Annotated in this window: 19 protein-coding genes; 5 read left to right on the forward strand and 14 right to left on the reverse strand. The window is 51.5% G+C overall.

Translation table 11 applies throughout. The annotated features are described in order from the left end of the window. Window positions 1–36: 36 nt before the first annotated feature. Window positions 37–1,290: an N-acetylmuramoyl-L-alanine amidase AmiC gene (amiC, locus tag PS053_RS09305; RefSeq protein ID WP_002461400.1), complete on the reverse strand. Its 1,254-nt coding sequence runs from the start codon at window positions 1,288–1,290 to the stop codon at window positions 37–39. 231 nt (window positions 1,291–1,521) lie between these two features. Between amiC and argA the strand changes: the two genes are divergently transcribed. Then, window positions 1,522–2,853, forward strand: coding sequence for an amino-acid N-acetyltransferase (gene argA / locus PS053_RS09310; protein WP_059216791.1), 1,332 nt, complete (start codon window positions 1,522–1,524; stop codon window positions 2,851–2,853). Window positions 2,854–2,933: 80 nt separating this feature from the next. Here argA and recD read toward each other — a convergent pair whose 3' ends face one another. The 13 genes from recD to ygdT form a co-directional block, all read right to left on the reverse strand. Further along, a complete protein-coding gene (gene recD / locus PS053_RS09315) occupies window positions 2,934–4,760 on the reverse strand; it encodes an exodeoxyribonuclease V subunit alpha (protein WP_256878871.1) in 1,827 nt (608 codons plus the stop codon). Continuing rightward, a complete protein-coding gene (gene recB, locus PS053_RS09320; RefSeq protein WP_256878870.1) occupies window positions 4,760–8,302 on the reverse strand; it encodes an exodeoxyribonuclease V subunit beta in 3,543 nt (1,180 codons plus the stop codon). The genes recD and recB overlap by 1 nt, the downstream gene beginning before the upstream one ends. Continuing rightward, entirely contained in the window at window positions 8,295–11,183 is a 2,889-nt protein-coding gene (ptrA, locus tag PS053_RS09325) for a pitrilysin (protein ID WP_059228162.1), read from the reverse strand. Before ptrA ends, recB begins: the two co-directional genes overlap by 8 nt. A 174-nt stretch (window positions 11,184–11,357) precedes the next feature. Further along, window positions 11,358–14,726: an exodeoxyribonuclease V subunit gamma gene (gene recC, locus PS053_RS09330; RefSeq protein WP_059228161.1), complete on the reverse strand. Its 3,369-nt coding sequence runs from the start codon at window positions 14,724–14,726 to the stop codon at window positions 11,358–11,360. A gap of 15 nt (window positions 14,727–14,741) precedes the next feature. Further along, entirely contained in the window at window positions 14,742–15,062 is a 321-nt protein-coding gene (locus PS053_RS09335; RefSeq protein ID WP_059253556.1) for a prepilin-type N-terminal cleavage/methylation domain-containing protein, read from the reverse strand. Beyond that, window positions 15,047–15,457, reverse strand: a complete 411-nt coding sequence (locus tag PS053_RS09340; protein WP_256878869.1) for a DUF2509 family protein — start codon at window positions 15,455–15,457, stop codon at window positions 15,047–15,049. The genes PS053_RS09335 and PS053_RS09340 overlap by 16 nt, the downstream gene beginning before the upstream one ends. Next, complete coding sequence (locus PS053_RS09345; RefSeq protein WP_001144292.1) at window positions 15,454–16,017, reverse strand: prepilin peptidase-dependent protein; 564 nt, start codon at window positions 16,015–16,017, stop codon at window positions 15,454–15,456. Before PS053_RS09345 ends, PS053_RS09340 begins: the two co-directional genes overlap by 4 nt. Next, complete coding sequence (locus PS053_RS09350) at window positions 16,008–16,478, reverse strand: prepilin peptidase-dependent protein (RefSeq protein ID WP_000744693.1); 471 nt, start codon at window positions 16,476–16,478, stop codon at window positions 16,008–16,010. The genes PS053_RS09345 and PS053_RS09350 overlap by 10 nt, the downstream gene beginning before the upstream one ends. A 185-nt stretch (window positions 16,479–16,663) precedes the next feature. Next, window positions 16,664–17,458, reverse strand: a complete 795-nt coding sequence (gene thyA, locus PS053_RS09355) for a thymidylate synthase (protein WP_000816232.1) — start codon at window positions 17,456–17,458, stop codon at window positions 16,664–16,666. Between the two features lie 6 nt (window positions 17,459–17,464). After that, window positions 17,465–18,340, reverse strand: coding sequence for a prolipoprotein diacylglyceryl transferase (gene lgt / locus PS053_RS09360; RefSeq protein ID WP_000204664.1), 876 nt, complete (start codon window positions 18,338–18,340; stop codon window positions 17,465–17,467). Window positions 18,341–18,490: 150 nt separating this feature from the next. Continuing rightward, a complete protein-coding gene (gene ptsP, locus PS053_RS09365; protein WP_000957896.1) occupies window positions 18,491–20,737 on the reverse strand; it encodes a phosphoenolpyruvate--protein phosphotransferase in 2,247 nt (748 codons plus the stop codon). Window positions 20,738–20,749: 12 nt separating this feature from the next. Beyond that, window positions 20,750–21,280 (reverse strand): RNA pyrophosphohydrolase, encoded by a 531-nt coding sequence (rppH, locus tag PS053_RS09370; protein WP_000564487.1) that lies wholly within the window; start codon window positions 21,278–21,280, stop codon window positions 20,750–20,752. Window positions 21,281–21,632: 352 nt separating this feature from the next. Further along, window positions 21,633–21,779, reverse strand: coding sequence for a protein YgdT (ygdT, locus tag PS053_RS09375; RefSeq protein ID WP_000953278.1), 147 nt, complete (start codon window positions 21,777–21,779; stop codon window positions 21,633–21,635). 185 nt (window positions 21,780–21,964) lie between these two features. Between ygdT and mutH the strand changes: the two genes are divergently transcribed. The 4 genes from mutH to PS053_RS09395 all read left to right on the forward strand — a co-directional run bounded on the left by mutH (window position 21,965) and on the right by PS053_RS09395 (window position 24,940). Continuing rightward, complete coding sequence (gene mutH / locus PS053_RS09380) at window positions 21,965–22,666, forward strand: DNA mismatch repair endonuclease MutH (RefSeq protein ID WP_000082179.1); 702 nt, start codon at window positions 21,965–21,967, stop codon at window positions 22,664–22,666. 56 nt (window positions 22,667–22,722) lie between these two features. Further along, a complete protein-coding gene (locus tag PS053_RS09385) occupies window positions 22,723–23,436 on the forward strand; it encodes a TerC family protein (RefSeq protein ID WP_000895639.1) in 714 nt (237 codons plus the stop codon). A gap of 137 nt (window positions 23,437–23,573) precedes the next feature. After that, window positions 23,574–23,792, forward strand: coding sequence for a lipoprotein YgdR (gene ygdR / locus PS053_RS09390; protein WP_000758661.1), 219 nt, complete (start codon window positions 23,574–23,576; stop codon window positions 23,790–23,792). Window positions 23,793–23,899: 107 nt separating this feature from the next. Continuing rightward, window positions 23,900–24,940 (forward strand): NADP(H)-dependent aldo-keto reductase, encoded by a 1,041-nt coding sequence (locus PS053_RS09395; RefSeq protein WP_059253552.1) that lies wholly within the window; start codon window positions 23,900–23,902, stop codon window positions 24,938–24,940. Window positions 24,941–25,015: the final 75 nt, after the last annotated feature.

Genomic DNA, 25,015 nt, shown 5'->3' on the forward strand with positions numbered 1-25,015 from the left:
CTATCATAAAAAAAGCGCCATTCAGCGCCTTTTTATTTACCCCCTTCTCGCCAGCGTTGCCCCATCGGCAAAATAGGCTTTAATCCCCGCAAGGATAGATTCCGCAACCTGCTGCTGGAAGGTCGCCGTTTTCAGTTTGCGCTCTTCCTCAACGTTACTGATAAACGCCGTTTCGACCAGAATAGAAGGAATATCAGGCGCCTTCAAAACGGCAAACCCCGCCTGCTCAACCTGGTTCTTATGCAGCTTGTTGATTTTACCCAGCTTATTCAATACAGCCTTACCAAACTTCAGGCTGTCGGCAATGGTCAGCGACTGCACCATATCGAACATGGTGTGGTCAACATAGCGGTCGCCGCTCTTGCTCACACCACCAATCAAGTCCGAGGCGTTCTGAGTTTGCGCCAGATATTTTGCCGCGGTACTGGTTGCACCTTTGGTCGAAAGCGCAAATACCGAGGAGCCGCTCGGCTGGCGGCTGGTAAAGGCATCTGCGTGAATAGAGACGAACAGATCTGCACGTTGTTTCTGTGCTTTTGCTACGCGTACTTGCAACGGAATGAAGATGTCTTCATTACGCGTCATGTACACCTTCATGTTGCCCTCTTTTTCGATCAAAGCGCGCAGGCGGCGAGCAATCTGCAACACCACATCTTTTTCACGCGTTTTGTATTTTCCCACTGCACCGGAGTCTTCGCCACCGTGACCGGGATCAAGCATGATGACAATCGGGCGATCGCGCCCTGCCTTGCCAGGCTGTGGGCCGCTCTGCGCTGGCGGTACCTGTTTTTCGAGATCGCCTTTGTTGTAATCCTCCAGCAACGCCAGCAGCGGATCCTGCATATCCTGAGCATTGACCGGATAGAGATCCATCACCAGACGCTCTTTAAATCCTGCAACCGGCGCGAGGGCAAACATCTGCGGTTTTACATTTTGCTTTAGTTCAAAAACCATCCGCACCGTTTGCGGATCAAATTGCCCGACGCGCGCTGACTTGATGAACGGGTCATCCGCGCGTATTTGCGCAGCCATCCCCTTAAGCACCGAGTTCAGGTTTACATCTTCAATATCTACCACCACGCGCTCAGGATTGCTCAACGCGAACTGCTTATATTTCAATTGACGGTTTGATTCTACTGTCACGCGGGTATAGCTGGATGCAGGCCAGACGCGCACAGCCACGACCTGGCTAACCGCAGCCAGACTGACCTGACTGACGCTCAATAGCCACATGGCACCCGCGCCTTGCAGTAAACGACGACGGCTGATTGCAGTGTTGGATCCTGACATGCTTCTCCCGAGCAAAAGAAATCTAAGCTGTGTAACAAGTAAACGACTAATTTGACCGGAAACTTTAGCGAAAGACGCATAATCTGTCATCTACTAAACGGTAAACATTCTTTTTATATTCACGGTATTACTGATAAAAAAGTTGCTCGCGCATAAAATTTGCACTTGCACACAGTAAAAAATCAGAATAAAAATACATTAATTTCGAATAATAATGCAAAGAGGTGTGCCGTGGTGAAGGAACGTAAAACCGAGCTGGTCGAGGGATTCCGTCATTCGGTTCCCTATATCAATACTCACCGGGGAAAAACGTTTGTCATCATGCTTGGCGGAGAGGCCATCGAGCATGAGAATTTTTCCAGTATTGTCAATGATATTGGGCTGCTGCACAGTCTCGGCATCCGTCTGGTGGTGGTCTATGGCGCGCGTCCGCAAATCGATGCAAATCTGGCAGCACATCACCACGAGCCGCTATATCACAAAAACATACGCGTGACCGACGCCAAAACACTGGAGCTGGTGAAGCAAGCCGCAGGCACGTTGCAACTGGACATTACCGCTCGCCTGTCGATGAGTCTCAACAATACACCGTTGCAGGGAGCGCACATCAACGTCGTTAGTGGTAACTTTATTATTGCCCAGCCGCTGGGCGTAGATGACGGCGTAGACTACTGCCATAGCGGACGAATTCGGCGGATTGATGAAGAAGCTATCCATCGCCAACTGGACAACGGCGCGATTGTACTACTGGGTCCGGTGGCAGTTTCGGTCACTGGTGAGAGCTTTAATCTGACCTCAGAAGAGATTGCCACTCAACTTGCCATCAAACTGAAAGCCGAGAAGATGATTGGTTTTTGCTCTTCGCAGGGCGTCACCAATGACGACGGCGATATTGTCTCCGAGCTTTTCCCCAACGAGGCTCAGGCACGGGTAGAGGCCCTGGAAGAGCAAGGCGATTACAACTCCGGTACGGTGCGTTTTTTGCGTGGCGCGGTGAAAGCCTGTCGCAGCGGCGTGCGTCGCTGTCATTTAATCAGTTATCAGGAAGATGGTGCGCTGTTGCAGGAACTGTTCTCTCGTGACGGCATTGGTACGCAGATTGTGATGGAAAGCGCGGAGCAAATCCGTCGCGCCACCATTAATGATATCGGCGGTATTCTGGAGTTAATTCGCCCGCTGGAGCAACAAGGTATTCTGGTACGCCGCTCCCGTGAGCAACTGGAGATGGAGATCGATAAATTCACCATTATTCAGCGTGATAACATGACCATTGCCTGTGCCGCTCTCTACCCATTCCCGGAAGAGAAGATTGGTGAAATGGCTTGTGTAGCAGTCCACCCGGATTACCGCAGTTCATCAAGGGGCGAGGTTTTGCTGGAACGCATTGCAGCCCAGGCGAAGCAGAGCGGCTTAAGCAAATTGTTTGTGCTGACAACGCGCAGTATCCACTGGTTCCAGGAGCGCGGATTTACCCCGGTAGATATTGATTTACTGCCGGAGAGTAAAAAGCAGATGTACAACTACCAGCGCAAATCCAAAGTGTTGATGGCGGATTTGGGATAGGCTATGAAAATCGCCGGATGCGATATGCGCAATACTCCAGGCATGATAAAACGCACATGCGTCGCATCAGGCATTCACATTTATCCCTGCGAACTAAACAACGCTGCCAGCCCACTACGCCGCTCGGTGCGTGTGGCAATCGCCGCACTTAATATGCGCTCATCGGCATACAGCGACAAACGTTGGCGCGCACGGGTCACGGCAGTGTAAACCAGCTCTCGTGTCACCACAGGGGTACGCTGGCTCGGTAAAACCAACGCTGCATGGTCGAACTCCGACCCTTGCGATTTATGTACAGTCATCGCCCACGTGGTTTCGTGCTCTGGCAGGCGACTCGGTTGCACTGACTTAATGTTACCGTCCGGCATCGCAAACCAGACACGCGTCCCCTGCCCGCGATCCAGCGCAATACCGATATCACCGTTAAACAACCCAAGTGCGCTGTCATTACGGGCAATCATCACCGGCCTGCCTTCGTACCAGCGTGAGTGAGGATGCCTGTGAATTTTGCGCTTCTGTTGCATAAACTGTTCAATTCGCTCATTCAGCCCGGCAACACCAAATGGCCCTTCCCGCAGGGCGCACAAAAGCTGGTACTCATTGAACGCCTGAATGATTAAATCCGGCTCGGCACGCGCTTGCAGTAGCTCCAGGTAGTGACCATAACCCGCAAGGGCTTCCTCAAGCATCGCAATATAATCTTCGCCGCTCTGTAAAAGGCGTTTTTCGATATCAGTAAAATCCTGCTGAAAAACCGTTTTCACTGCAGCTTTATCGCCACGGTTAATCGCCGCCGCTAACTGGCCAATGCCAGAATCACTGCCAAAACGGTAGCTTTTTTGCAGCAAGCAGAGGCTGTCGCGCAAGGACGCCGCTTCTGTACCTGTTCCCGCAGGAACGTGACTTCCCGTCAGGCGGCTTAACTGAGCCGCGCGCGCTGTGGTAAACCCAGCGTTGGCATAAGCGCAGATATCACCCAGCACCGCCCCAGCCTCAACCGAGGCGAGTTGATCACGATCGCCAAGAAAGATCACCCGCGCATGATCGGGCAAGGCATCGATCAGTCGCGACATCATCGGGAGATCGATCATTGACGCTTCATCCACCACCAGCACATCAAGATGCAGTGGATTACCGGCATGGTGGCGTAAACGCTGGCTGCCCGGCTGCGCGCCCAGGAGGCGATGCAAGGTGCTGGCGTCTTCCGGTATGCGTTTCTTTTGTTCATCGGTCAACGGTAACTGGCGCAAAGCCTTACCAAGCGATTCAGTCAGGCGTGCGGCGGCTTTTCCCGTCGGCGCAGCCAGGCGGATACGACAACGTTCGCCACCTGCCATCTGAATTAACGCCGCCAGCAACCTCGCTACTGTGGTGGTTTTACCAGTACCTGGACCACCGGAGATCACCGAGATCCGCCGCGTCAGCGCTACTGCTGCCGCCACTTTTTGCCAGTTAATTTCATCGCTTGCAGGAAAAAGCTTATCAAGCGTTTTCGCCAGCAACGATTCATCCACCTCAATGGCATGATTTACTTCGTTGAAAAAGCGCGCCACCGTGCGCTCATTACACCACATGCGGTTCAGATAAAGACGATCGCCACAAAGCACCATAGGCGTCGGTTCATCTCCCCGGCTAACCGCTTGCGAAGCAAGCAAACACTCTTTCCAGTTTTGTAGCTCACCGATTTCGCTGACGCAGGTTGCCAGTAGCGGATTTGACGCCTCGTTATTCTCCAGTCGTGAAAGCGGTAGGCAGACGTGCCCTTCCCCAGCCTCATGACTTAACAACGCTGCCGCAAGAGTGACGGCAGGATGTTCATCACCCGCTACGGTCAAAGCAAACTGCACATCCAACGGGCGTAGCTGTTTGTGCTCCACAGCTTCAAGTAATTGCTTTTGCAATTTCATCACGCCTCCTCCAGGGTCATACCGGCAAACATCTCATCCATCAGGGCAATCAACCCGGCATCGGGTCGGGTCGTGTAAATTCCTTGTTGCGGATGTTCTTTATCAACACCGCGCAGGAACAGATAGATAACGCCGCCAAAATGGCGCTCATAGTCGTAATCAGCAATGCGATGGCGTAGATAACGGTGCAGCGCCAGGGTATAAAGCTGATATTGCAAATCATAGCGGTGTGCCTGCATCGCCGCTGCCATAGCCTGTCGGGTATATGCGGAACTGTCTTCACCCAACCAGTTGGATTTATAGTCGAGCAGGTAATAACGCCCTTCATGACGGAACACCAGGTCGATAAAACCTTTCAACATGCCGCACACCTGCATGAACTCCAGCGGCGGGCAGCCTGCAGAAAGCGGGTCAAACTGGCGAATTAACGCATCAAGCCGGCTGGCGATAAGCGGTTCACTAATCGGCAGATAAAACTCCATCTCCACCTGTTTATCACGGGCGGAAAGCTGACTTAAGCTAACACCGCTTTCATTGAGCGGTGCCTGAAGAATAGCGGTAATCCACTCGGTCAACACCGGTTCCCACTGCGGTTCAAAGCCGCCGAGTTCCAGTTTTTCCCACACCCAATTCGGCTCAACTGGCTGGGTAAAATCCAAATCCTCAAACAAGCTGTGCAAAAATGTTCCCGGTGACGCACCACGCGGGAACTGATGCGGTGTTAACGTCGGTTCTTCAACGACGCTGGCAATGCCTGCAGCATCGACATCCAGCCGCGGCATCAGTTCCTGAGCAATACCGTGACCGCGCTGCTGTAAACCGGAATAGCTGGTAACGCGCCAGTTATCGCCGGGGAGTCGTTGCAGCGTCTTCACATTCAACTCTGCGGTAGAAACAGTATTAACTCGCCAGGGTTGGTTATCACCGATTTGTGCCGTCTGCCAGGCAATATCCTCATCGCATAACGCTTCAATACAGGCGCGAAGGCCTGCCGCATCTAATGGTTCCCCTTTTTGCAGCAAGCGCCCGAGCGCGCTTTGGTGAACATCAGTTGGCCCTTTTCTATCGCCACGACGACGCACCAGCGGCGCAACGCCGAGGCTGCAATGCCAAACCGAACGCGTCAGCGCCACGTAAAGCAAACGCAAATCTTCCGCCAGACGCTCGGCTTCAGCCAGATCGACGCTTTCTGGCGCTTCGTTAAGATCCAGAACAGCCTCAAATGAGTGGCGATCGTGATAGAACGCCTGATCCTGAACGCGGAAATTGGTGATAAATGGCAGCCAGACCAGAGGATATTCCAGTCCTTTTGATTTATGAATCGTGACAATCTGCACCAGATGTTTGTCACTTTCGAGGCGCATTTGCTGGCTGGAGGCGTTACTGTCGGGCTCGAGGATATGCTGCGATAACCAGCGTACCAGCGCATGTTCACTTTCAAGCTGTGTTCCCGCTTCCTGGAGCAGCTCGCTAATATGCAAGATATCAGTAAGACGCCGCTCGCCGCCTGCCGTTGCCAACAGATTTTCTGCAATGTTGCGGGCCGACATCAGCGTCCGCAGCATGGGCATAACGCCGCGTTTTCGCCAGATTTGCCGATAACCATCGAACTCTTCGACGACCGCATCCCACGCATGTTCGTCATTATTTAGCGTTTCGATATCCAGCGCGTTTAGCCCCATCATTGACGTTGCCAGCGCACTGCGCAGAGTGTTCTCTCGTTCAGGCGTCATCACCGCCTGCAACAGCCAAAGCATCTCCTGCGCTTCCAGAGTTTCAAACACACTATCGCGGTTAGAAAGGTAAACGGAAGGGATGTCCAGCAGCGTTAAGGCATCGCGCACCAGGGCGGCCTCCTGACGGCTGCGCACCAACACACTGATGTCCGAAGCACGTACCGAACGCGCGGCGTCACCGTTCATCAGCAACGCTTCTCCGCGCTGCCCGGCCTGTAACCAGTCGCGGATTTGCGCGGCACATACCTGCGCCATGGTGCTTTGATAATCGCCAACACCGCAGTTTTCACCTTCCATCAACCACATTTTCATTGCTGGTTGCGTTTTGCCTTTAAAAACAAAATGTAGCGCCTGATTTTTCCCGGCAGATTTCACGGGAATAAACGGTATTTCGCGAAACATAAAAGCGTCATCAGTCTGGCTGAAAAGCTTGTTAACGCTATTCACCATCCCCGGAGCGGAACGCCAGTTAGTATCTAAGGTATAGTGCGCGTGAACTTCACTACGCGCCTTCATGTAGGTGAAAATATCCGCACCACGGAACGCGTAAATAGCCTGTTTCGGATCACCAATCAACAACAACGCAGTTTCCGGCTGATGGTGCCAGATATGGCGAAAAATCCGGTACTGTTGAGGGTCGGTGTCCTGAAATTCGTCGATCATCGCCACCGGGAAACGAGCACGGATCGCGCTGGCCAGCGCCTCACCGCTTTCGCTACGCAACGCGGAATCCAGCCGACTTAACATGTCGTCAAAACCCAGTTCACCACGCCGACGCTTTTCACGCGCTACCGTTTCGCGGATCTCCGCCAGCGCACGAGTGATCACCAAATCACGGATCGATAGCGGCTCGGCAAGTAATTGATCGATCGCCTCAAACAACGGATGACGCGGCGTCTCGCCCCCCGCTTTCGTGCGATCTTCTAAGAAACGCTGGGAGAATTTTTCCAGTGGCTCTGGCAACTGATAGCTGTTTGTCTCTTCTTCTGCCCAGGCACTGATCTTGTCTATCCATTTAGCCTGATTGCTACGGTTAAACTTGCGGCGATCAATACCGGAAGATTCAATCAGCGCATCCAGTTCACCTACTGCATCACGCCACTGCTGTTTTACAGCATCGATACGCGCCACAATTTGCGCGTGACGAGAAGCCAGCGTTTCATCGTCCGGCGGCGGCGCTTTGATAACCGGCGCTTCCCCTTGCAGATAACGGTTAATGTCTCGCAGCAAGGCCTGTGGCCCTTTCCAGGTTTCAAAGACCACCTGGGCAATTTCACGCGGCAACGGATAGCAGTGACGACGCCAGAAATCCGCGCAGGCCTGGTAACGTAACAGCGATTCATCTTCTATCAGTTGCTGCTCAAACAACATGCCGGACTCAAAGGCATTCAGATTGAGCATACGCTGGCAAAAACCGTGAATGGTAAAGACCGCCGCTTCATCCATCTGCCGTTCGGCTAACAGCAGCCATTGTGCGGCCTGCGCTTTGTCGTCAATCTCTTCCAGAAGGCGCGCATACAGCGGGTTGTCGGTCGTTTCTCGCAGACAGGCGATGCGCAACTCGTGGATATTGCTACGGATACGGCCGCGCAATTCTGCGGTGGCAGCCTCGGTAAAGGTCACCACCAGCAGTTCTTCAACGGTCAGCGGGCGGGGAAAGGCGGCAGAACCGCCTAGTCCAAGTAACAGGCGCAAATAGAGCGCCGCAATCGTAAAGGTTTTGCCTGTGCCGGCAGAGGCTTCAATCAGGCGCTCGCCCTGTAAGGGCAAGCGCAAAGGATCTAGTGTCTCGGCGACATCACTCATTCTTTTCACTCATCAGGGGCATTGTTTGCTGCAACGCGCTGACGTTCTCCCACACTTTCCAGCCTTCAGGATGCACATATTCGGCTTTCCCGTTCTGGCTGCCGGAAATCTGCGACAGAATAGCCATGCCTTGCGGCTCGACCACCGCCTGATGGAAGAAATCAGCAAGCTTTTGCGGCGTCAGCAGTTTTATCTGGGCCACGATTTTATCACGCGAATCGAAGTGCATATTGCCGCGATCGAAATCTTTACTTAATTTCGAGGCTTCTTCGCCTAACGTTTGGGGCGCCTGCAACATCTGAGTGATAACCGCCTGCTGAATTTGCGCAAATTCTTCTGGCTTCATCGCCCGCAGTTTTGCCTCTGCTGTCGGGAAAAAGGCCTTGTAACGCTCCCACAGGTATGAAGGTTGTTTATTGTTGCTTTGCAGCAGGAAGCCCATCCCCCATTGACGCCCCACGCTCATCGGGAAAGCGAATACGGCATAACCTAATTGCTCTTCGGTACGCAACTGGTTGTAAAACCACGGTTGTATTATCTGCCCCAACAGAGAACTGTAGGCTGAGCTGGTGTATTCATCATAACCCGTTGGCACGAAAACCGCCGCCAGCGCGGAGTCGGTGCTGTTACCGGCTTTCTCAAAGATGACCGATTGCTTTTTATCGACCAGCACATCTTTGTTACGACACCACTCAGTACCATCAGCGTCCAACTGTTTTTGTACATCACGCGCCAGGGTCATTGCCTGAGTTTCGGTCATATTGCCAATAACCATAAACTCGGGCTTTGCCCCCGTTTTTAAGGCGTCGCGATAGGCCAGCACCTCTTTCAGGGTAATGGAAGGCAAAATTTTACGCCGTTCATCGCGCGAGAAGTACGGTACCTGCGAGAGCATTTGCGCAGGCATAATGGCCTGCTCGAACGCTTTACCCTTTTCTGCAGAATCCATCATCTGGTTATACCAGGATTTCGCCTGCTCAAGCTGCTCTTGTGTAGCGGTATAGCTAAAGTAGCCCTCCAGCAACGCCTGGAAAAGCTGCGGCAGGCGCTGGGTGTAACCATTAGCATTGACCATTAAGCCATTGTTAGCATTGGTGGAAAAACTTATGCCTCCCACCGACGCCTGATTGCTTAACTGGTCGAGCGCCAGCCCGGCGAGATAATCATTAAGTGCAAACATCACCTGATTACGGGCGCTGTCCATCGCTTTCGGATTACGTAAAATCAGACTGACATCCGCTTTTGGCTCGCTGGAAAAATAGCGACTTGGCGCATATACCACGCGCAAATTCGACTCATCGATAATCAGCTCTGGATGGTCATATTTCTTTTCTGGCTTAATCAGCGAGAAATCGTCCGGTATATAGGGGTTAAGTTCCGGTAAAGAGAGTGCAATGCTGGCGGTTTTTTTCTGCCAGTCAGCAAAAGTTTGCTCGCTGATTTTATCGACCTGATACGGCGCATCGACAAAATAAGCCGTTTTATTGTGTGGCTCTTTCGGGCTGATATACCAGATACGTGCGTTCTGCGGCGTCATCATCGCCAGACGTTCTTTCACTGCTTTAGCATCGTACCGATCGGCAATATTAACCGCATCCAGCGTATGCTCAACCGGCACGCGAATCATGGTGTCTGCCAGCCATTCGACATAATCCATATCGCGGGTAATCGACGGATAGCGGAAATCAATGTCCAGTACATTCGCCAGTTCATCGAAATACTGTTTATCAATGCCTTTTTCACGTAACAAATTGAGATAACTAAAAATAGCCGCTACAACCTGATCGCGATTCGCCAGGCCTTTGTCAGTCAAAGAGGCGGAAATCGCTAACACGCCGCTGTTACCATTAACGATAGGATCGGAGCTGGCGCTAATTCCCTCAACTAATCCCTGCTTTTGCAGCCAGTCAGACAGCGTTCCGGGACTGCGGTTACCAATCAGATAGGTAATCAACTCATCGGTTTTGCTGCGAAACTTCGCTGAATTGTTATCGATGCGAAACTCAACGCGCAGCACTTTACGCGGCAGCGCAGGAACATAATGGATGATGATTCCCTTTTGCGCATCAGTCACTACTGGTACGGTAATTTCTGGTTTTTTGCTGTCTTTATTAGGGACGCGACCAAAAGTTTCCGCCGCCATTTTCGCCAGTTCCGGCAACGGTTTGTTGCTGTAAATAACAGCCTTCATCAGATTGGCGGAGTAGTATTTCTCATGAAAATTTTTCAGCGCCTGCTGCACCGGATTACCCGGTTTATCGCTTAAAGTTTCCAGGTTACCACCAGAAAATTTTGCCCCCGGGTGCGCCGGGTTAATGGTTTCTGCGCTGACCTGCGCCATACGCATCCCGTCACGCGTGCGCGCCATCGTTAATTCAGCGTTTACCGCATTACGCTCGCGTTCAGCATATTTCTTGTCGAGCAAGGGTTCTGCAATGGCATCTGCCAGACGATCTACTGCGCCAGGCAGTGCATCATTTTCGACTTCCAGATAGAAAGCGGTGCGATACGGCGCCGTGCTGGCATTGTGGCTGCCGCCGTGCATTTTGAGGTATTCGGCCAGGCTGTCAGCTTGCGGGTACTTTTTCGATCCCATCAAACTCATATGCTCAAGATAATGCGCCAGCCCCTGATAAGCCTCTGGATCCTCCAGCGACCCAACAGGCACGACCAATGCCGAAAGAGATTTTACTGCCTGCGGATCGGAAACCAGCAATACCACCATACCATTATCCAGACGCACGGCCTGATACTGACGGTTGTCTTTATCACTTTTACGGATGGTTTCCTGAATCGGCTGCCATCCCGTTTCCGCCTGACTTAAGGGTGCCCAAAGGGCAACAAATAACAGTAATGCTTTGAACCAGATGCTGCTGGGCATTCACGGACCTCATTATCAACTTTATTTTTCAACCAGATACAATTCGTTAATGTAAATTTCCGATTGAATATAATCTTGTGCTGAACGAATCAGCCTATATCTATTTAACCATCAGTCCGTGACTGGTGCGCATCATAAAGTAAGCGAGTAATCTGCGCAATTTTTATACAGCACTTATGACAGATTAAAACGAAACAGCGGTAGCAGGTAACGCTGCGATTGTTCTACTATGGCGTCCATTGTCTCCGGCGTTAATTGCCGCCAGAGCCTCTGATACCAGATGTCATCGCCTTCGCCACGCACCATCATGTTGCCTTCATAAACCTGAAGGAATTTTGAACGGGCTTTTTGTAACGTGGAGTCGTCATCCAACACCACATCACTTTCGGCGTCATAACAGGTTTTTAGCCATGCGCCGCCGCTTTCGGGTAATACCAACAACGGCGCAGACATTCCTTCACGATATCCCTCAACCAGTTGCGAGAGGTAATGTAAGGCCTGTTCTGCTTCCAGCGGCGGAAAGCGCCACTCCCCGTCTTTGCGCAGGAAAAGGCGACTCTCACCTTTGCCACCGCTGGCACAATAGACAAGGTGTTCCAGCCAAAGTTGCATTCCCTGCGCCACACTTAATAAAGAGGGACGCCAGCGCAACAGACCATCCGATTGAACCTGCGGCAACCAACCTGTTATCTGCACGCCGTAGCAGTCGAGATCAATTTCCATACTTTGTCCCGGCTGTCGACAGGCAATGACTCTGTCAGCAAGCTGCTGCATCTCCTGGCATTGCGTTTCCCAGAAAATTTCCCCAAATGCGCCATATGGCAAATCTCCTGCTGCCCGGAAGCGGCGGAACAAGCGCTCTGCATCGTCCTGCTCGACCAGCGCATTTAATAGCTGCTGGTTAATTTGATAACGGCTAAGCCCTTCCAGAATAAATGGCTCGGTGTCAGGGATTTCGCTCTCTTCAGTGCGGAAGTTCACCTGCAAACGCATCTGGAAAAATGCCCGCACTGGATGCGCCCAGAACCGTTGTAACGTCTCCAGCGGTACGGTTTCTGGCAAAGTAAACGGCAGCGGCTGGACAAATTCAGAATGCGCCTTGCCTGCCTGACTGGCTGCCGGTAGCCATTCACGTGCATAGCTTTGTCGTTCGCCAGGCTGGTAGTTTTGCGGATCAAACGGCATCCGGGTATGGAGGCAAGTAAGATGCTCTTTTACCCGAGCCTCGCTTTCATCACAGTTAAGCTCTTCATCGCCCGGTAGATAGTGACTTTGCCCAATATAATCAATTAGTTCCTGCACCAGCACCGACGGGAAACGTTCACTGTTATCCTGAATGGAACGCCCGATATAGCTGATATAAAGTTTTTGCTGCGCAGAAATTAACGCTTCCAGAAACAGATAGCGGTCGTCATCGCGACGACTACGATCGCCACGCCTCGGCTTCTGACTCATGAGATCAAAGCCCAGCGGCGCCAGTTGACGAGGGTAAACGCCGTCGTTCATTCCCAGCAGACAGACCACTTTGAACGGAATTGAGCGCATTGGCATTAGCGTACAAATGTTGACCGGACCAGCAAGGAAACGCTGACTGATACGTTCCTGATCCAGGCGTTGCGCCAGCTCATCGCGAAGCAGAGATAACGGCACCGCGTCACCATACTGCGCTCCCAGACCTTCAGCGATGATCGCTTGCCATTGTTGCTCTATAAGCGTCATCGCCGCTTCAGTTTCCGCATCCGGCAGGAAGAAGGCATTGAGCATGTCGCGACAAACCGGCAACCACTCTTCCAGCGGACGCTCCTGTGCCAGACCGCGACGCCAGATGCTGAGCTGCATCAGCAGTGAAGCCAGATGCCCCACCAGCTCCGCAATCAAGCCGCTCGATTCATCATAAGGGAGAACTGATTGCCACTCGCCCTGGGCGCTCTCCATCGCGTAGCCCAACAACATGCGCGTCAGGCCAAATCGCCAGGTGTGTTGCCCGGTAGCAGGCAACTCCAGCTCCCGAACGTTGTCATCGTCAATACCCCAGCGAATACCGGATTCATTAACCCACTGGCGCAAATAACGCAGTCCTTCTTCGTTAATATCAAATCGTGCGGCCAGTACCGGAACGTCCAGCAGCGCCAGCACATCCTCTGAGACAAAGCGACTATCGGGTAACGATAATAAACTGATAAACGCTTCCAGTACCGGATGCGACTGCCGCGCCCGACGGTCAGAAATAGCATAAGGTAAATAACGATCTGCCGGTGCACTGCCGAACACCGCCTGAATAAACGGGCTGTAGCTGTCGATATCAGCCACCATCACAATGATGTCACGCGGAGTGAGTGTCGGATCTTCTTCCAGCATCGCCAGCAGACGATCATGCAACACTTCAACTTCGCGCTGCGGACTGTGGCAGACATGGAAGGTAATGCTGTTATCTTGTGGATCCAGTAAACGTTTGTTATCGCTGCGGGAAAACTCTTCCAGATTCACGCCAGCAACGGCACGGTTTTCCAGTTCCAGAATGTCGGACTGGATGTTATGCAGTAGATTGTCTGGCGTCACATCGACAAAGGCGTCCAGTTCCTGGCTGCTTTCCAGATCGGAAAGTAGATAGATATAGTCGCGTCCCAGCTTACCCCATGAGGCCAGCAGCGGGTTGCCAATATCCTGTTCACCATCACTGTTAAATAACTGCCCGGCATTTTCGCTATCGCGGAATAACGGCAATTCGCGATCTTCAAAACTGTGTCGGCGCTGGCGGGTCAGTAGTTTCGCCAGATAAGCAGGATCTTTAATATCACCCCAGTAATAACGACAAGGGTTGGTAAACAGAAGGTAGATTTCAATATGTTTACCCAGCGCCTGTAGCGCCTGGAGATAAACCGGCGGTAGTGCAGAAATGCCGCATATAAAGACGCGTGAAGGTAGCCCTGACGGACAAGTGGTTGCAGACTCCAGCGTTTCGATAAAGCGCTGGTAGAGATTGGCGCGGTGCCAGTGCGGTTGCCCCAGTTCATTAGTATATTCCACCAGCGCCTTCCACAACGGCGCTTGCCAGGCCTGCGCTTCCCCAAGCCCTTCGACCAAACGCCCAGCTTCCCATTGAGTTAGCCAGTCCGGGCGATAAACCAGATACTGGTCAAACAGGTCTGCAGCTTTGGAAGAAAGCTGAAATAATTTCCGCTTGTCATTATCGTCAGTCAGGTAATGACGCAACAGTGTAAAATCTTCATGCTCCAGCAGTTGCGGTAGCAGAGACATCAATTTCCAGCTCATGCTCTGCTTATTAAAGGCGCTCTCTTTCGGGATATCCGGTAAAACACGAACGAACATATCCCAGATAAAGCTTGCAGGCAGCGGAAAATCAATGTTCGCCGCAATACCGAACTTTTGCGCCAGAGTCATCTGTAGCCACTGTGCCATACCGGTACTTTGCACCAGAATCATTTCAGGTTCGAAGGGATCGCCCAGCCGTTCACGTTCGACGATAAACTCCATCAACGCTTCCAGCACATCCAGACGATTGGAATGGTAGACCCTTAACATAGCGGCTCCTGACTACTAACGATTTGGGCAATGCAGACGGGTCATTTCGCCTTCTCTGCCCCCTGGTGAAAACAGCGTAACGCTGATGCTGACACATCCCGCCTGCGATGTCTGCATTCGGTTGACTTGCCAGTTTGCAGGTGGCGAAATCGCACGCAGTTGAGTCTGCTGCCAGGCATATCGCCAGAGTTGTTGGTACTGATTTCTGCTGGCAATGCTGGTGCTTAATGTGCGCTGGTAGCCAGATAACGCCGTGACAATCCCCACCATGAGTACCATCGCCAAAATGACTTCTGGCAAACTAAAACCGTGCTGATGCTTCAGGGAAGCTGACATAACGCCCCCTCTTTCAGCGGACAAAAATCACTCCAGCCATATGGCGAAAAAACAGTTTGTCCATTAATGACATTCCCCGTTCGCCACAATGAAACACCGTCATAACTGGCCATCAGCAAAATTTCATTATCCACCAGTAAACGCAAGCAAACCTGAGCATTGATTGCGGCATACTGCAAACACTGAACCGTTGGTTGTGCTGCTTGCCAGACGTGTATTTTCCCCCACTCCAACGCCGACTGCACAATGGCCTGACGACGCAATGACTGGCTTTCCATCGTCACACGAGAGGCAAAACTGCGATCTTGCTGGCTCATTCCTTGTAGCAGCAAACTACCTAATATCAGCAACATCAGAACCAGTGCCAATGATGAAACACCGCGTTCGCGGTTCACAGGTTGAACCCCGTTATGCTGTAGCTGGCATCCACCACGATTTGCGGATTGGTCTTGCTGGCGCCGCGCATATTGACGGTCAGCACAGGTGGGAAACCACTGTTCTCCTGACGCACGACCTGAAAAGCGTTGATGATGACAGCATCCGGGTTAGTAACTTTATCCCATCCCTTACCTTCACAAGATGTCGTGCCGCGCAAGGTTTCCAGCACGTTGTCTTTCAGACGAAATGCGGTCTGGTCGGACTCTTTTACCGGCTCACGCTCCCAAATACCGTTACTGTTTGCATCCCACTGCACAATGATACAATCTCCTTGCCCGGCAATAACCAGCCCTTCTCCCAAACAGGTTCCCCGGCAATACCCTGCTCGTTGCAGATGCTTCGCGACGGTGTATACCCGTTGCCAGATTTCATCTTCCAGCGCCAATTTTCGGGTGTTCGTCAAACTTTCACGCTGTAATGCAGGCAAAAAGCGCGCTGCTCCCAGCAGTAATATGCTGCTAATCACCATCGCAATCAGAACTTCCAACAGTGAAAATCCGTTCTCTTTTACAGGCATCCTTCTGTTTCTCCGCGTTGGCATAGTCGAATCCTTCCCCATGCGGACACCACCAGCCACCATTCGCCTGATGAATTTTTGAGACGAATATGCCCGGCCCAGGCCGTATTGCGCAGGCCAAAGAAGGTTAGTGAAGGCGTTATATTGCTCATTTCGACTTCGGGCCAGCGCGGCGAAAAGACCAATGGAGAACGGGTATAGCAGGTATTCGCCCCTGCAGCGGCACTGACAAGACACCATGACGTTCCCTCCCTGATAACGCTGATAGTGTGGTCGCGATTACGCCAGTTGGCATCCTCACGCAAATAGAGCAAATAATCCCGCGCCTGGCTGGCGGTTTGCCATAACCGTTGCGACTGCTGCCAGTATTGCCAGCCATAAAGCCCACTTGCGCTTAGCATGACCAGAATCAGCATCGCAACCAGCGTTTCAATCAGCGTATAACCACGTTGTTTTTTCATGTCGGCAGTATGCGGCGAACCGAAAAAAAGGCGAGGCCCGGTTTCTGTTTCTTCGGCGCATCTTCAGGACTATTTACGCTGTTGCAGGGCGTTGCAAAATTTTGGGAAGGCGTCTCGAAGAATTTGACGGAGGACAAAAAAAACCGACACACACTGGCGTCGGTTCTGGCAGGATGTTTCGTAAATCAGATAGCAACCGGAGCTTTAATGCCCGGGTGCGGATCGTAACCTTCAATCTCGAAGTCTTCGAAACGGTAATCGAAGATGGATTCAGGTTTACGTTTGATAATCAACTTCGGCAACGGACGCGGTTCGCGGCTTAATTGCAGATGGGTTTGATCCATATGATTGCTGTACAGGTGCGTGTCGCCACCGGTCCAGACAAAATCGCCCACTTCCAGATCGCACTGCTGCGCCATCATATGTACCAGTAACGCGTAGCTGGCGATGTTAAATGGCAGACCAAGGAAGACATCGCAGGAACGCTGATAAAGCTGACAAGAGAGTTTGCCATCTGCCACATAAAACTGGAAGAAGGCATGGCACGGGGCCAGCGCCATTTTATCCAGTTCGCCCACGTTCCATGCCGAAACAATAATACGACGGGAATCTGGATCGTTTTTTAACTGGTTCAGCACCGTAGTGATCTGGTCAATATGACGACCATCCGGCGTAGGCCAGGCACGCCACTGTTTGCCATACACCGGGCCAAGATCGCCATTTTCATCGGCCCATTCGTCCCAGATAGTGACATTGTTTTCATGCAGATAAGCAATATTGGTGTCGCCCTGCAAGAACCACAGCAATTCGTGGATGATGGAACGCAGATGGCAACGTTTGGTTGTCACCAGCGGAAATCCATCCTGCAGGTTAAAACGCATCTGATGGCCAAAGATGGAAAGCGTTCCGGTTCCGGTACGGTCGTTTTTCTGTGTGCCTTCGTCGAGCACTTTTTGCATCAGTTCTAAATACTGTTTCATGGTTCCTCAGGAAACGTGTTGCTGTGGACTGCGACGATACGCCCAGACCATCATGATCACACCCGCGACAATCATCGGGATAGAAAGAATTTGTCCCATGCTGATGTACTGTACCCAGGCGCCGGTAAACTGCGCGTCAGGCTGGCGGAAGAACTCAACGATGATACGAAACGCGCCATAGCCAATCAGGAACAAGCCAGAAACCGCTCCCATTGGACGCGGTTTGCGAATGTACAGGTTAAGGATGATAAACAGCACCACACCTTCAAGCAGCAGTTCATACAGTTGCGAGGGATGGCGCGGAAGCACGCCGTAAGTATCGAAAATAGATTGCCATTGCGGATGAGTTTGCAGCAAAAGAATATCTTCGGTACGGGAACCAGGAAACAACATCGCGAACGGGAAGTTAGGATCGACGCGGCCCCACAACTCACCGTTAATAAAGTTACCCAGACGCCCGGCGCCAAGGCCAAATGGAATAAGCGGCGCGATAAAATCAGACACCTGGAAGAAAGAACGTTTGGTGCGGCGAGCAAAGATAATCATCACCACAATTACGCCAATCAGGCCGCCATGGAAAGACATTCCGCCGTCCCAGACACGGAACAGATACAACGGATCGTCCATAAACTGTGGGAAGTTGTAGAACAGAACATAACCAATACGTCCACCAAGGAAAACGCCGAGGAAGCCCGCATAAAGTAAGTTTTCAACTTCATTTTTGGTCCAGCCGCTGCCTGGGCGATTCGCCCGACGCGTTGCCAGCCACATCGCAAAAATGAAACCCACCAGATACATCAGGCCGTACCAGTGAAGCGCTACGGGGCCTATTGAGAAAATGACCGGATCGAATTCCGGAAAATGCAGATAGCTACTGGTCATCTGTCACCACAAGTTCTTGTTATTTCGCTGAAAGAGAACAGCGATTGAAATGCGCGCCGCAGGTTTCTGGCGCTCCAAAGGTGCGAATAATAGCACAAGGGGACCAGGCTGGTTGCCGGATACCGTTAAAAGATATGTATACGAGCCGCGCTAAAGCCCTCCACGAATTAACCCGCCCATACCACGACGCTCCATAAATGCCGCAACCTGGTGGCGAACTTCGGCTGCCAATTGCGCTTCCAGACTACGCTGGGCAAGATTTTCCGCCTCAGTAAAATCAATACGTCGCAACAAGTATTTCACGCGTGCGACAGATCGCCCGTTCATGGACAAATGGCGGTAACCCAGTCCGATGAGGATTGCCACACACATTGGATCACCCGCCATCTCACCACACAAACGAAGATCAACGCCCTGCGTTTCAGCCTCTCTGGCGATCATCGCCAGTGCCCGCAACATCGCAGGATGCAGGCTGTCATAAATGTTCGCTACACGTGTGTTATTGCGATCGACGGCCAGAATATACTGCGTCAGATCGTTGGTGCCAACTGAGATAAAATCTACCCGTTTCGCCAGTTGCGGCAACATAAATACCATTGACGGGACTTCCAGCATGATCCCAATGCGTGGTTTAGGAATGGCATAACCGATCATCTCTTCGACTTCACGCCCGGCACGTTCAATCAGGCGTCGCGCTTCGTCAACCTCGTCCAGACTGGTCACCATCGGCAATAAAATACTCAGATTGCCCGTGGCAGCATTAGCACGCAGCATCGCTCGCACCTGGATTAAGAAGATCTCCGGCTGATCGAGTGTAATGCGAATTCCACGCCAGCCAAGACAAGGGTTTTCCTCGCTGATCGGCATATAAGGCAGTTGCTTATCAGCACCGACATCCAGCGTACGCAGGGTTACGGGCTTATCATTGAACATTTGCAACATTCCCTGATACTGCGCCACTTGCTCTTCTTCCGACGGGAAGCCGCTTTGCAGCATAAAGGGGATTTCGGTGCGATAAAGACCGATACCATCAATACGACTGCCCAGTTTTTCTTCATGTTCCGGGCTTAACCCCGCATTGAGCATAATTTTGATGCGCTCGCCGCTTTTTAACTGCGCGGGTAAATTGACGTCATCTTCCGCCAGACGGCTAAGCTCAACCTCCTCGCTAATCAGCCTCTGATACTCTTGCAGCAGCACCGGCTCCGGGTCGACCAACAACTCCCCACGATAGCCGTCAACGATCAACGTCCGGCAGTGCAACACCGAAGGCTGAATGTCCGCTCCCATCACAGTGGGGATCCCCAGTGCGCGTACCATAATTGCAGCATGAGAGTTAGCAGCACCATCGCGAACGACAACGCCAACTAAGCGATCCTGCGGCAGCTCCGCAAGAGTTGTCGCTGATAGTTCTTCGGCGACCAGGATGAAACGTTCCGGCCAGGCGTTTGCTCCCTGGTTGGTATCATCAAGGTGAAACAGTAAACGCTGGCCCAGCGCACGTAAATCGCCGGCCCGCTCTTTGAGGTAGTTATCGCTTAATGCAGCGAATTGTTCGGCAAATTTTTCAATTACTGTTTTCACCGCCCATTCGGCGATCGAGCCTTTATCAACTTCGGCAAACAGTTCACGACGCAGACGCGTATCGGAAAGCAAGTGCGAGTAGAGATCGAAAATCGCCGCAGTCTCTTTCTGCGCTCCGGCAGCAAAGCGTTTGCTATAGCGACGAAATTCGTTAGCCGCCTCTTCCAGAGCACCGGTCAACCGTTCGCGTTCCAGCGCGGGGTCCAGCGTAGACGCCTGATATACCTGTTCCATGAGCGGCAGCGTCGCGTCCTGCCACCCCTCAGCAATAGCAATGCCGGGAGATGCGGGTAATGCACGAATTCTCGTCTGGCGATATTGTCCGAATAACGCAGCTAGCTGCGACTGGGAAAGAATAGCGGCCATTTGGGTGGCGAGCGTAACCAGGAAGGATTCTTCGCTTTCGTCGTACTGGCGCAGCTCACGTTGCTGCACCACCAGCACGCCAAGCAACTGGCGGCGCTGAATAATCGGGACACCTAAAAACGCGCGAAAACGTTCTTCTTTTACGGAGGGAATATATTTGAAGCTGGGGTGCTTTTGCGCATCCGCAAGGTTTATTGGTTCCGCCAGCCTGCCAACCAGGCCGACGATCCCTTCATCAAACGCAAGCGTTACAGTGCGACCACGTGGTTTTTTTAATCCCCGGGTCGCCATCAGGTAGTAACAACGTCGGTCGTGATCGGCCAGGTAGACCGAACAGACCTCAGTATCCATCGCAAGACAGATGTCGGTAACCAGAATATTTAACGCCTCATTCAGGCGTGGTGCGCTGGCTACCTTTTCGACTATTTCGCGCAGGCGAGTGAGCATAATTGGCGTGACTTAACCTCTTTTACGTCGATAAGCAGATGCGTTTTGCGGTTTAGGCGTATTTTCCTGCAGCGCCATCACAACACTCGCGAACTCTTTCATTACCCTACGGTAAACATCACGTTTAAATGACACCACCTGTCTGACCGGATACCAGTAACTTACCCACCGCCAGCCGTCAAACTCAGGTGTACTGCTGGTTTGCATATTGATTTCCGCATCGCCGCTCACTAGCTGCAAGAGAAACCATTTTTGTTTTTGGCCGATACAAACCGGCTTCGTGTCCCAACGCACCAAACGTTTCGGTAATTTGTAGCGCAACCAGTTACGCGTTGAAGCAAGGATTCGAACGTCTTTACGGCTTAATCCTACTTCTTCAAACAATTCACGGTACATCGCCTGTTCTGCGGATTCTCCTGGGTTAATCCCGCCTTGTGGAAATTGCCAGGAGTGCTGACCAAATCGCCGGGCCCACATGACCTGCCCCTGACGATTACAAATCACAATACCTACGTTTGGGCGGTAGCCATCGTCATCAATCACCGGACTACCTCAAAATAAAGCTTTATATACGAATGATTGTTTCATACTCCTGGAAGGCGGTAAACCACTCTCTGCAGGGCATTACACACTAATAACAATTGAATAACTCACAGCTAAGCGCTGAGTTATAAACAGAGGTAGGGGGGGATAGCCGTTTTTATTCACCTTTTCTGTGGATAGAGTTGTGAAGAACTACGGAATTACCGCGGGAAAACCCAGAGCATTCTGAATAACCTCGATAAAGACACTTCAAAATATTCATTATATATCAATTCATTATGCGCAATTTTAGTAATAAAACAGACGAATATGTGACCCAAGTCACACCGCTCTTTTACGGGTTGGCGAAAGATCAACCAATGCCGTATTTATCCACAGAATGTGCCACTAAGTTAAGCACCGAACCACTAAAAACTGGAGTTTCGTCGCACGTCAAGGCTGTAAATGGAAACAGTAGTGGAGGTTTTTCACAGTTATCCCAGCTTTCTGTGGATAACATGGTGTAAGATCCTGTTTATTTTCAGTGACCAGATTTGGAAAACCTATTGATGTGTTGCGCAACTGGATTCTCTACTCCCTAAAAAGCAATATAAATCATAGAATTGAACAACACATGTGGAAAAAGTTACACTGCGAATATCCGGTATAGAATGGCTGTTTGTTTTTCAACCAAGGTATCACATCATGTCCCAACCACGCCCGTTGCTCTCTCCCCCCGAAACTGAAGCGCAGTTATTAGCGCAAGCACAGCAACTTTCTGGTTATACATTGGGGGAACTGGCGGCGCTTGCAGGGCTGGTTACGCCGGAGAATTTAAAGCGTGATAAGGGCTGGATCGGCGTACTGCTGGAAATCTGGCTCGGGGCCAGCGCAGGGAGTAAACCTGAACAAGATTTTGCAGCTCTGGGCGTAGAACTTAAAACTATTCCTGTGGATAGCCTTGGCCGCCCACTGGAAACCACCTTCGTATGCGTTGCACCGTTAACCGGCAATAGCGGCGTCACCTGGGAAACCAGCCACGTGCGCCACAAACTAAAACGGGTACTGTGGATACCGGTCGAAGGCGAACGCAGTATCCCGCTGGCACAACGTCGCGTGGGAGCGCCATTGCTGTGGAGCCCAAATGAAGAAGAAGACCGACAGCTACGTGAAGACTGGGAAGAATTGATGGATATGATTGTCCTCGGTCAGGTTGAACGGATTACCGCTCGCCACGGGGAATATTTACAGATACGACCAAAAGCAGCGAATGCGAAAGCCCTGACCGAAGCCATTGGTTCCCGAGGCGAACCTATTCTGACACTGCCGCGCGGCTTTTATCTGAAGAAGAATTTCACCGGCGCGCTGCTGGCGCGTCATTTTCTGATCCAACAGCCATCGCTTTGACCTACTGCATTCCGGGCATATAATTACCGCTTCATTTTTTTGGCAGGGCTTTTTAGATGTTATTTGCATGGATAACCGATCCTAACGCCTGGCTTGCGCTCGGTACGCTGACGCTGCTGGAGATCGTACTTGGGATCGACAATATTATTTTCCTTTCTCTGGTGGTTTCAAAGTTACCCACCGCGCAACGCGGTCACGCACGACGTCTTGGGCTGGCGGGAGCCATGGTCATGCGTCTGGCGCTGCTGGCGTCGATCGCCTGGGTAACGCGATTGACCAATCCGCTTTTTACTATATTCAGTCAGGAAATTTCCGCCCGTGATTTAATTCTGCTGATGGGCGGCCTGTTCCTTATCTGGAAAGCCAGTAAAGAGATCCACGAGTCCATCGAAGGCGAAGAAGAAGGGATGAAAACACGCGTCACCTCGTTCCTCGGCGCTATCGTGCAGATTATGCTGCTGGATATTATTTTCAGCCTCGACTCAGTGATTACTGCCGTAGGTCTGTCAGATCATCTGTTCATTATGATGGCGGCGGTAGTGATTGCTGTGGGTGTAATGATGTTCGCCGCACGTTCGATTGGTGATTTTGTCGAGCGCCACCCTTCGGTAAAAATGCTGGCGCTTTCTTTCCTGATTCTGGTGGGCTTCACCTTGATTCTGGAAAGTTTCGATATCCACGTTCCAAAAGGTTACATCTATTTCGCCATGTTCTTCTCGATTGCGGTGGAAAGTCTCAACCTGATTCGCAATAAAAAGAATCCGCTCTGATATTCCGTTCGCTCTCCTGCAGGAGAGCGAACGCCTGCCCCTCATCCCCACAGTTTAAGATTTTCCTGCTTTCAAGATATATAGCGTCGGATTATAAACAGACTATTATCATTGATGGGATTAATGAGGATAACCGGATGAAAAAATGGGCAGTTGTGATTTCCGCAGTCGGACTGGCATTTGCCGTTTCCGGGTGTTCCAGTGATTATGTTATGGCAACCAAAGATGGCCGAATGATCCTGACCGATGGAAAGCCTGAAATTGATGATGACACCGGACTGGTGAGCTATCACGATCAGCAAGGTAACGCTATGCAAATTAATCGTGATGATATTTCGCAAATTATTGAACGTTAACAAATAAGGTCAGCATCTGGCTGGCCTTAAGATTTTTCGCTTTCCCTTTTCCCTTCCCTCTGCCATTTTTATATTCCTTATGTCGTGATTATAAAAAGGAAACGGCTATGCAATATCACCGTATACCCCACAGTTCGCTGGAAGTCAGCACGCTGGGGCTTGGCACGATGACGTTTGGTGAACAGAACAGCGAAGCCGACGCCCACGCACAACTCAACTATGCCGTTGCTCAGGGCATTAACCTTATTGACGTCGCCGAGATGTACCCTGTCCCGCCACGCCCCGAAACTCAGGGGTTAACCGAAACCTATGTTGGTAACTGGTTAGCAAAACATGGCAGTCGCGAAAAGTTAATTATCGCCTCCAAAGTGAGCGGACCGTCGCGCAATAATGACAAGGGTATTCGCCCGGATCAGGCTCTGAACCGGAAGAATATCCGCGAAGCTCTGCATGACAGCCTCAAGCGCCTACAGACTGATTACCTCGATCTTTATCAGGTGCACTGGCCGCAGCGCTCAACCAACTGCTTTGGCAAACTTGGCTATAGCTGGACAGATTCTGCCCCTGCGGTTTCTCTGCTCGACACGCTGGATGCATTAGCAGAGTACCAACGGGCGGGGAAAATTCGCTATATCGGCGTATCGAATGAAACCGCATTTGGCGTCATGCGTTACCTGCATCTGGCGGATAAACATGATCTACCGCGCATCGTCACGATTCAAAATCCCTATAGCCTGTTAAACCGCAGCTTCGAAGTCGGTCTGGCGGAAGTCAGCCAGTATGAAGGGGTCGAGCTGCTGGCCTATTCATGCCTTGGTTTTGGTACGCTGACCGGAAAATATCTCAACGGTGCAAAACCCGCTGGCGCACGTAATACGCTCTTTAGCCGCTTCACCCGCTACAGCGGTGAACAAACGCAAAAAGCCGTTGCGGCGTATGTTGATATCGCCAGACGTCATGGCCTGGATCCGGCTCAGATGGCGCTCGCTTTTGTACGCCGTCAACCATTTGTTGCCAGTACCCTGCTGGGTGCGACGACGATGGAACAGTTGAAAACTAACATCGAAAGTTTGCACCTGGAATTAAGCGAGGAAGTATTGGCAGAAATTGAAGCTGTACACCAGGTTTATACTTATCCGGCACCTTAACATCCTTGCCTGGCGTTTTTCGCCAGGCGTCTCTTTTCTCAATTTTTCAGAATACAATCCCTGCATTTCGCCGCA

This window comes from Escherichia albertii, assembly GCF_028622335.1.
Taxonomy (GTDB): domain Bacteria; phylum Pseudomonadota; class Gammaproteobacteria; order Enterobacterales; family Enterobacteriaceae; genus Escherichia; species Escherichia albertii.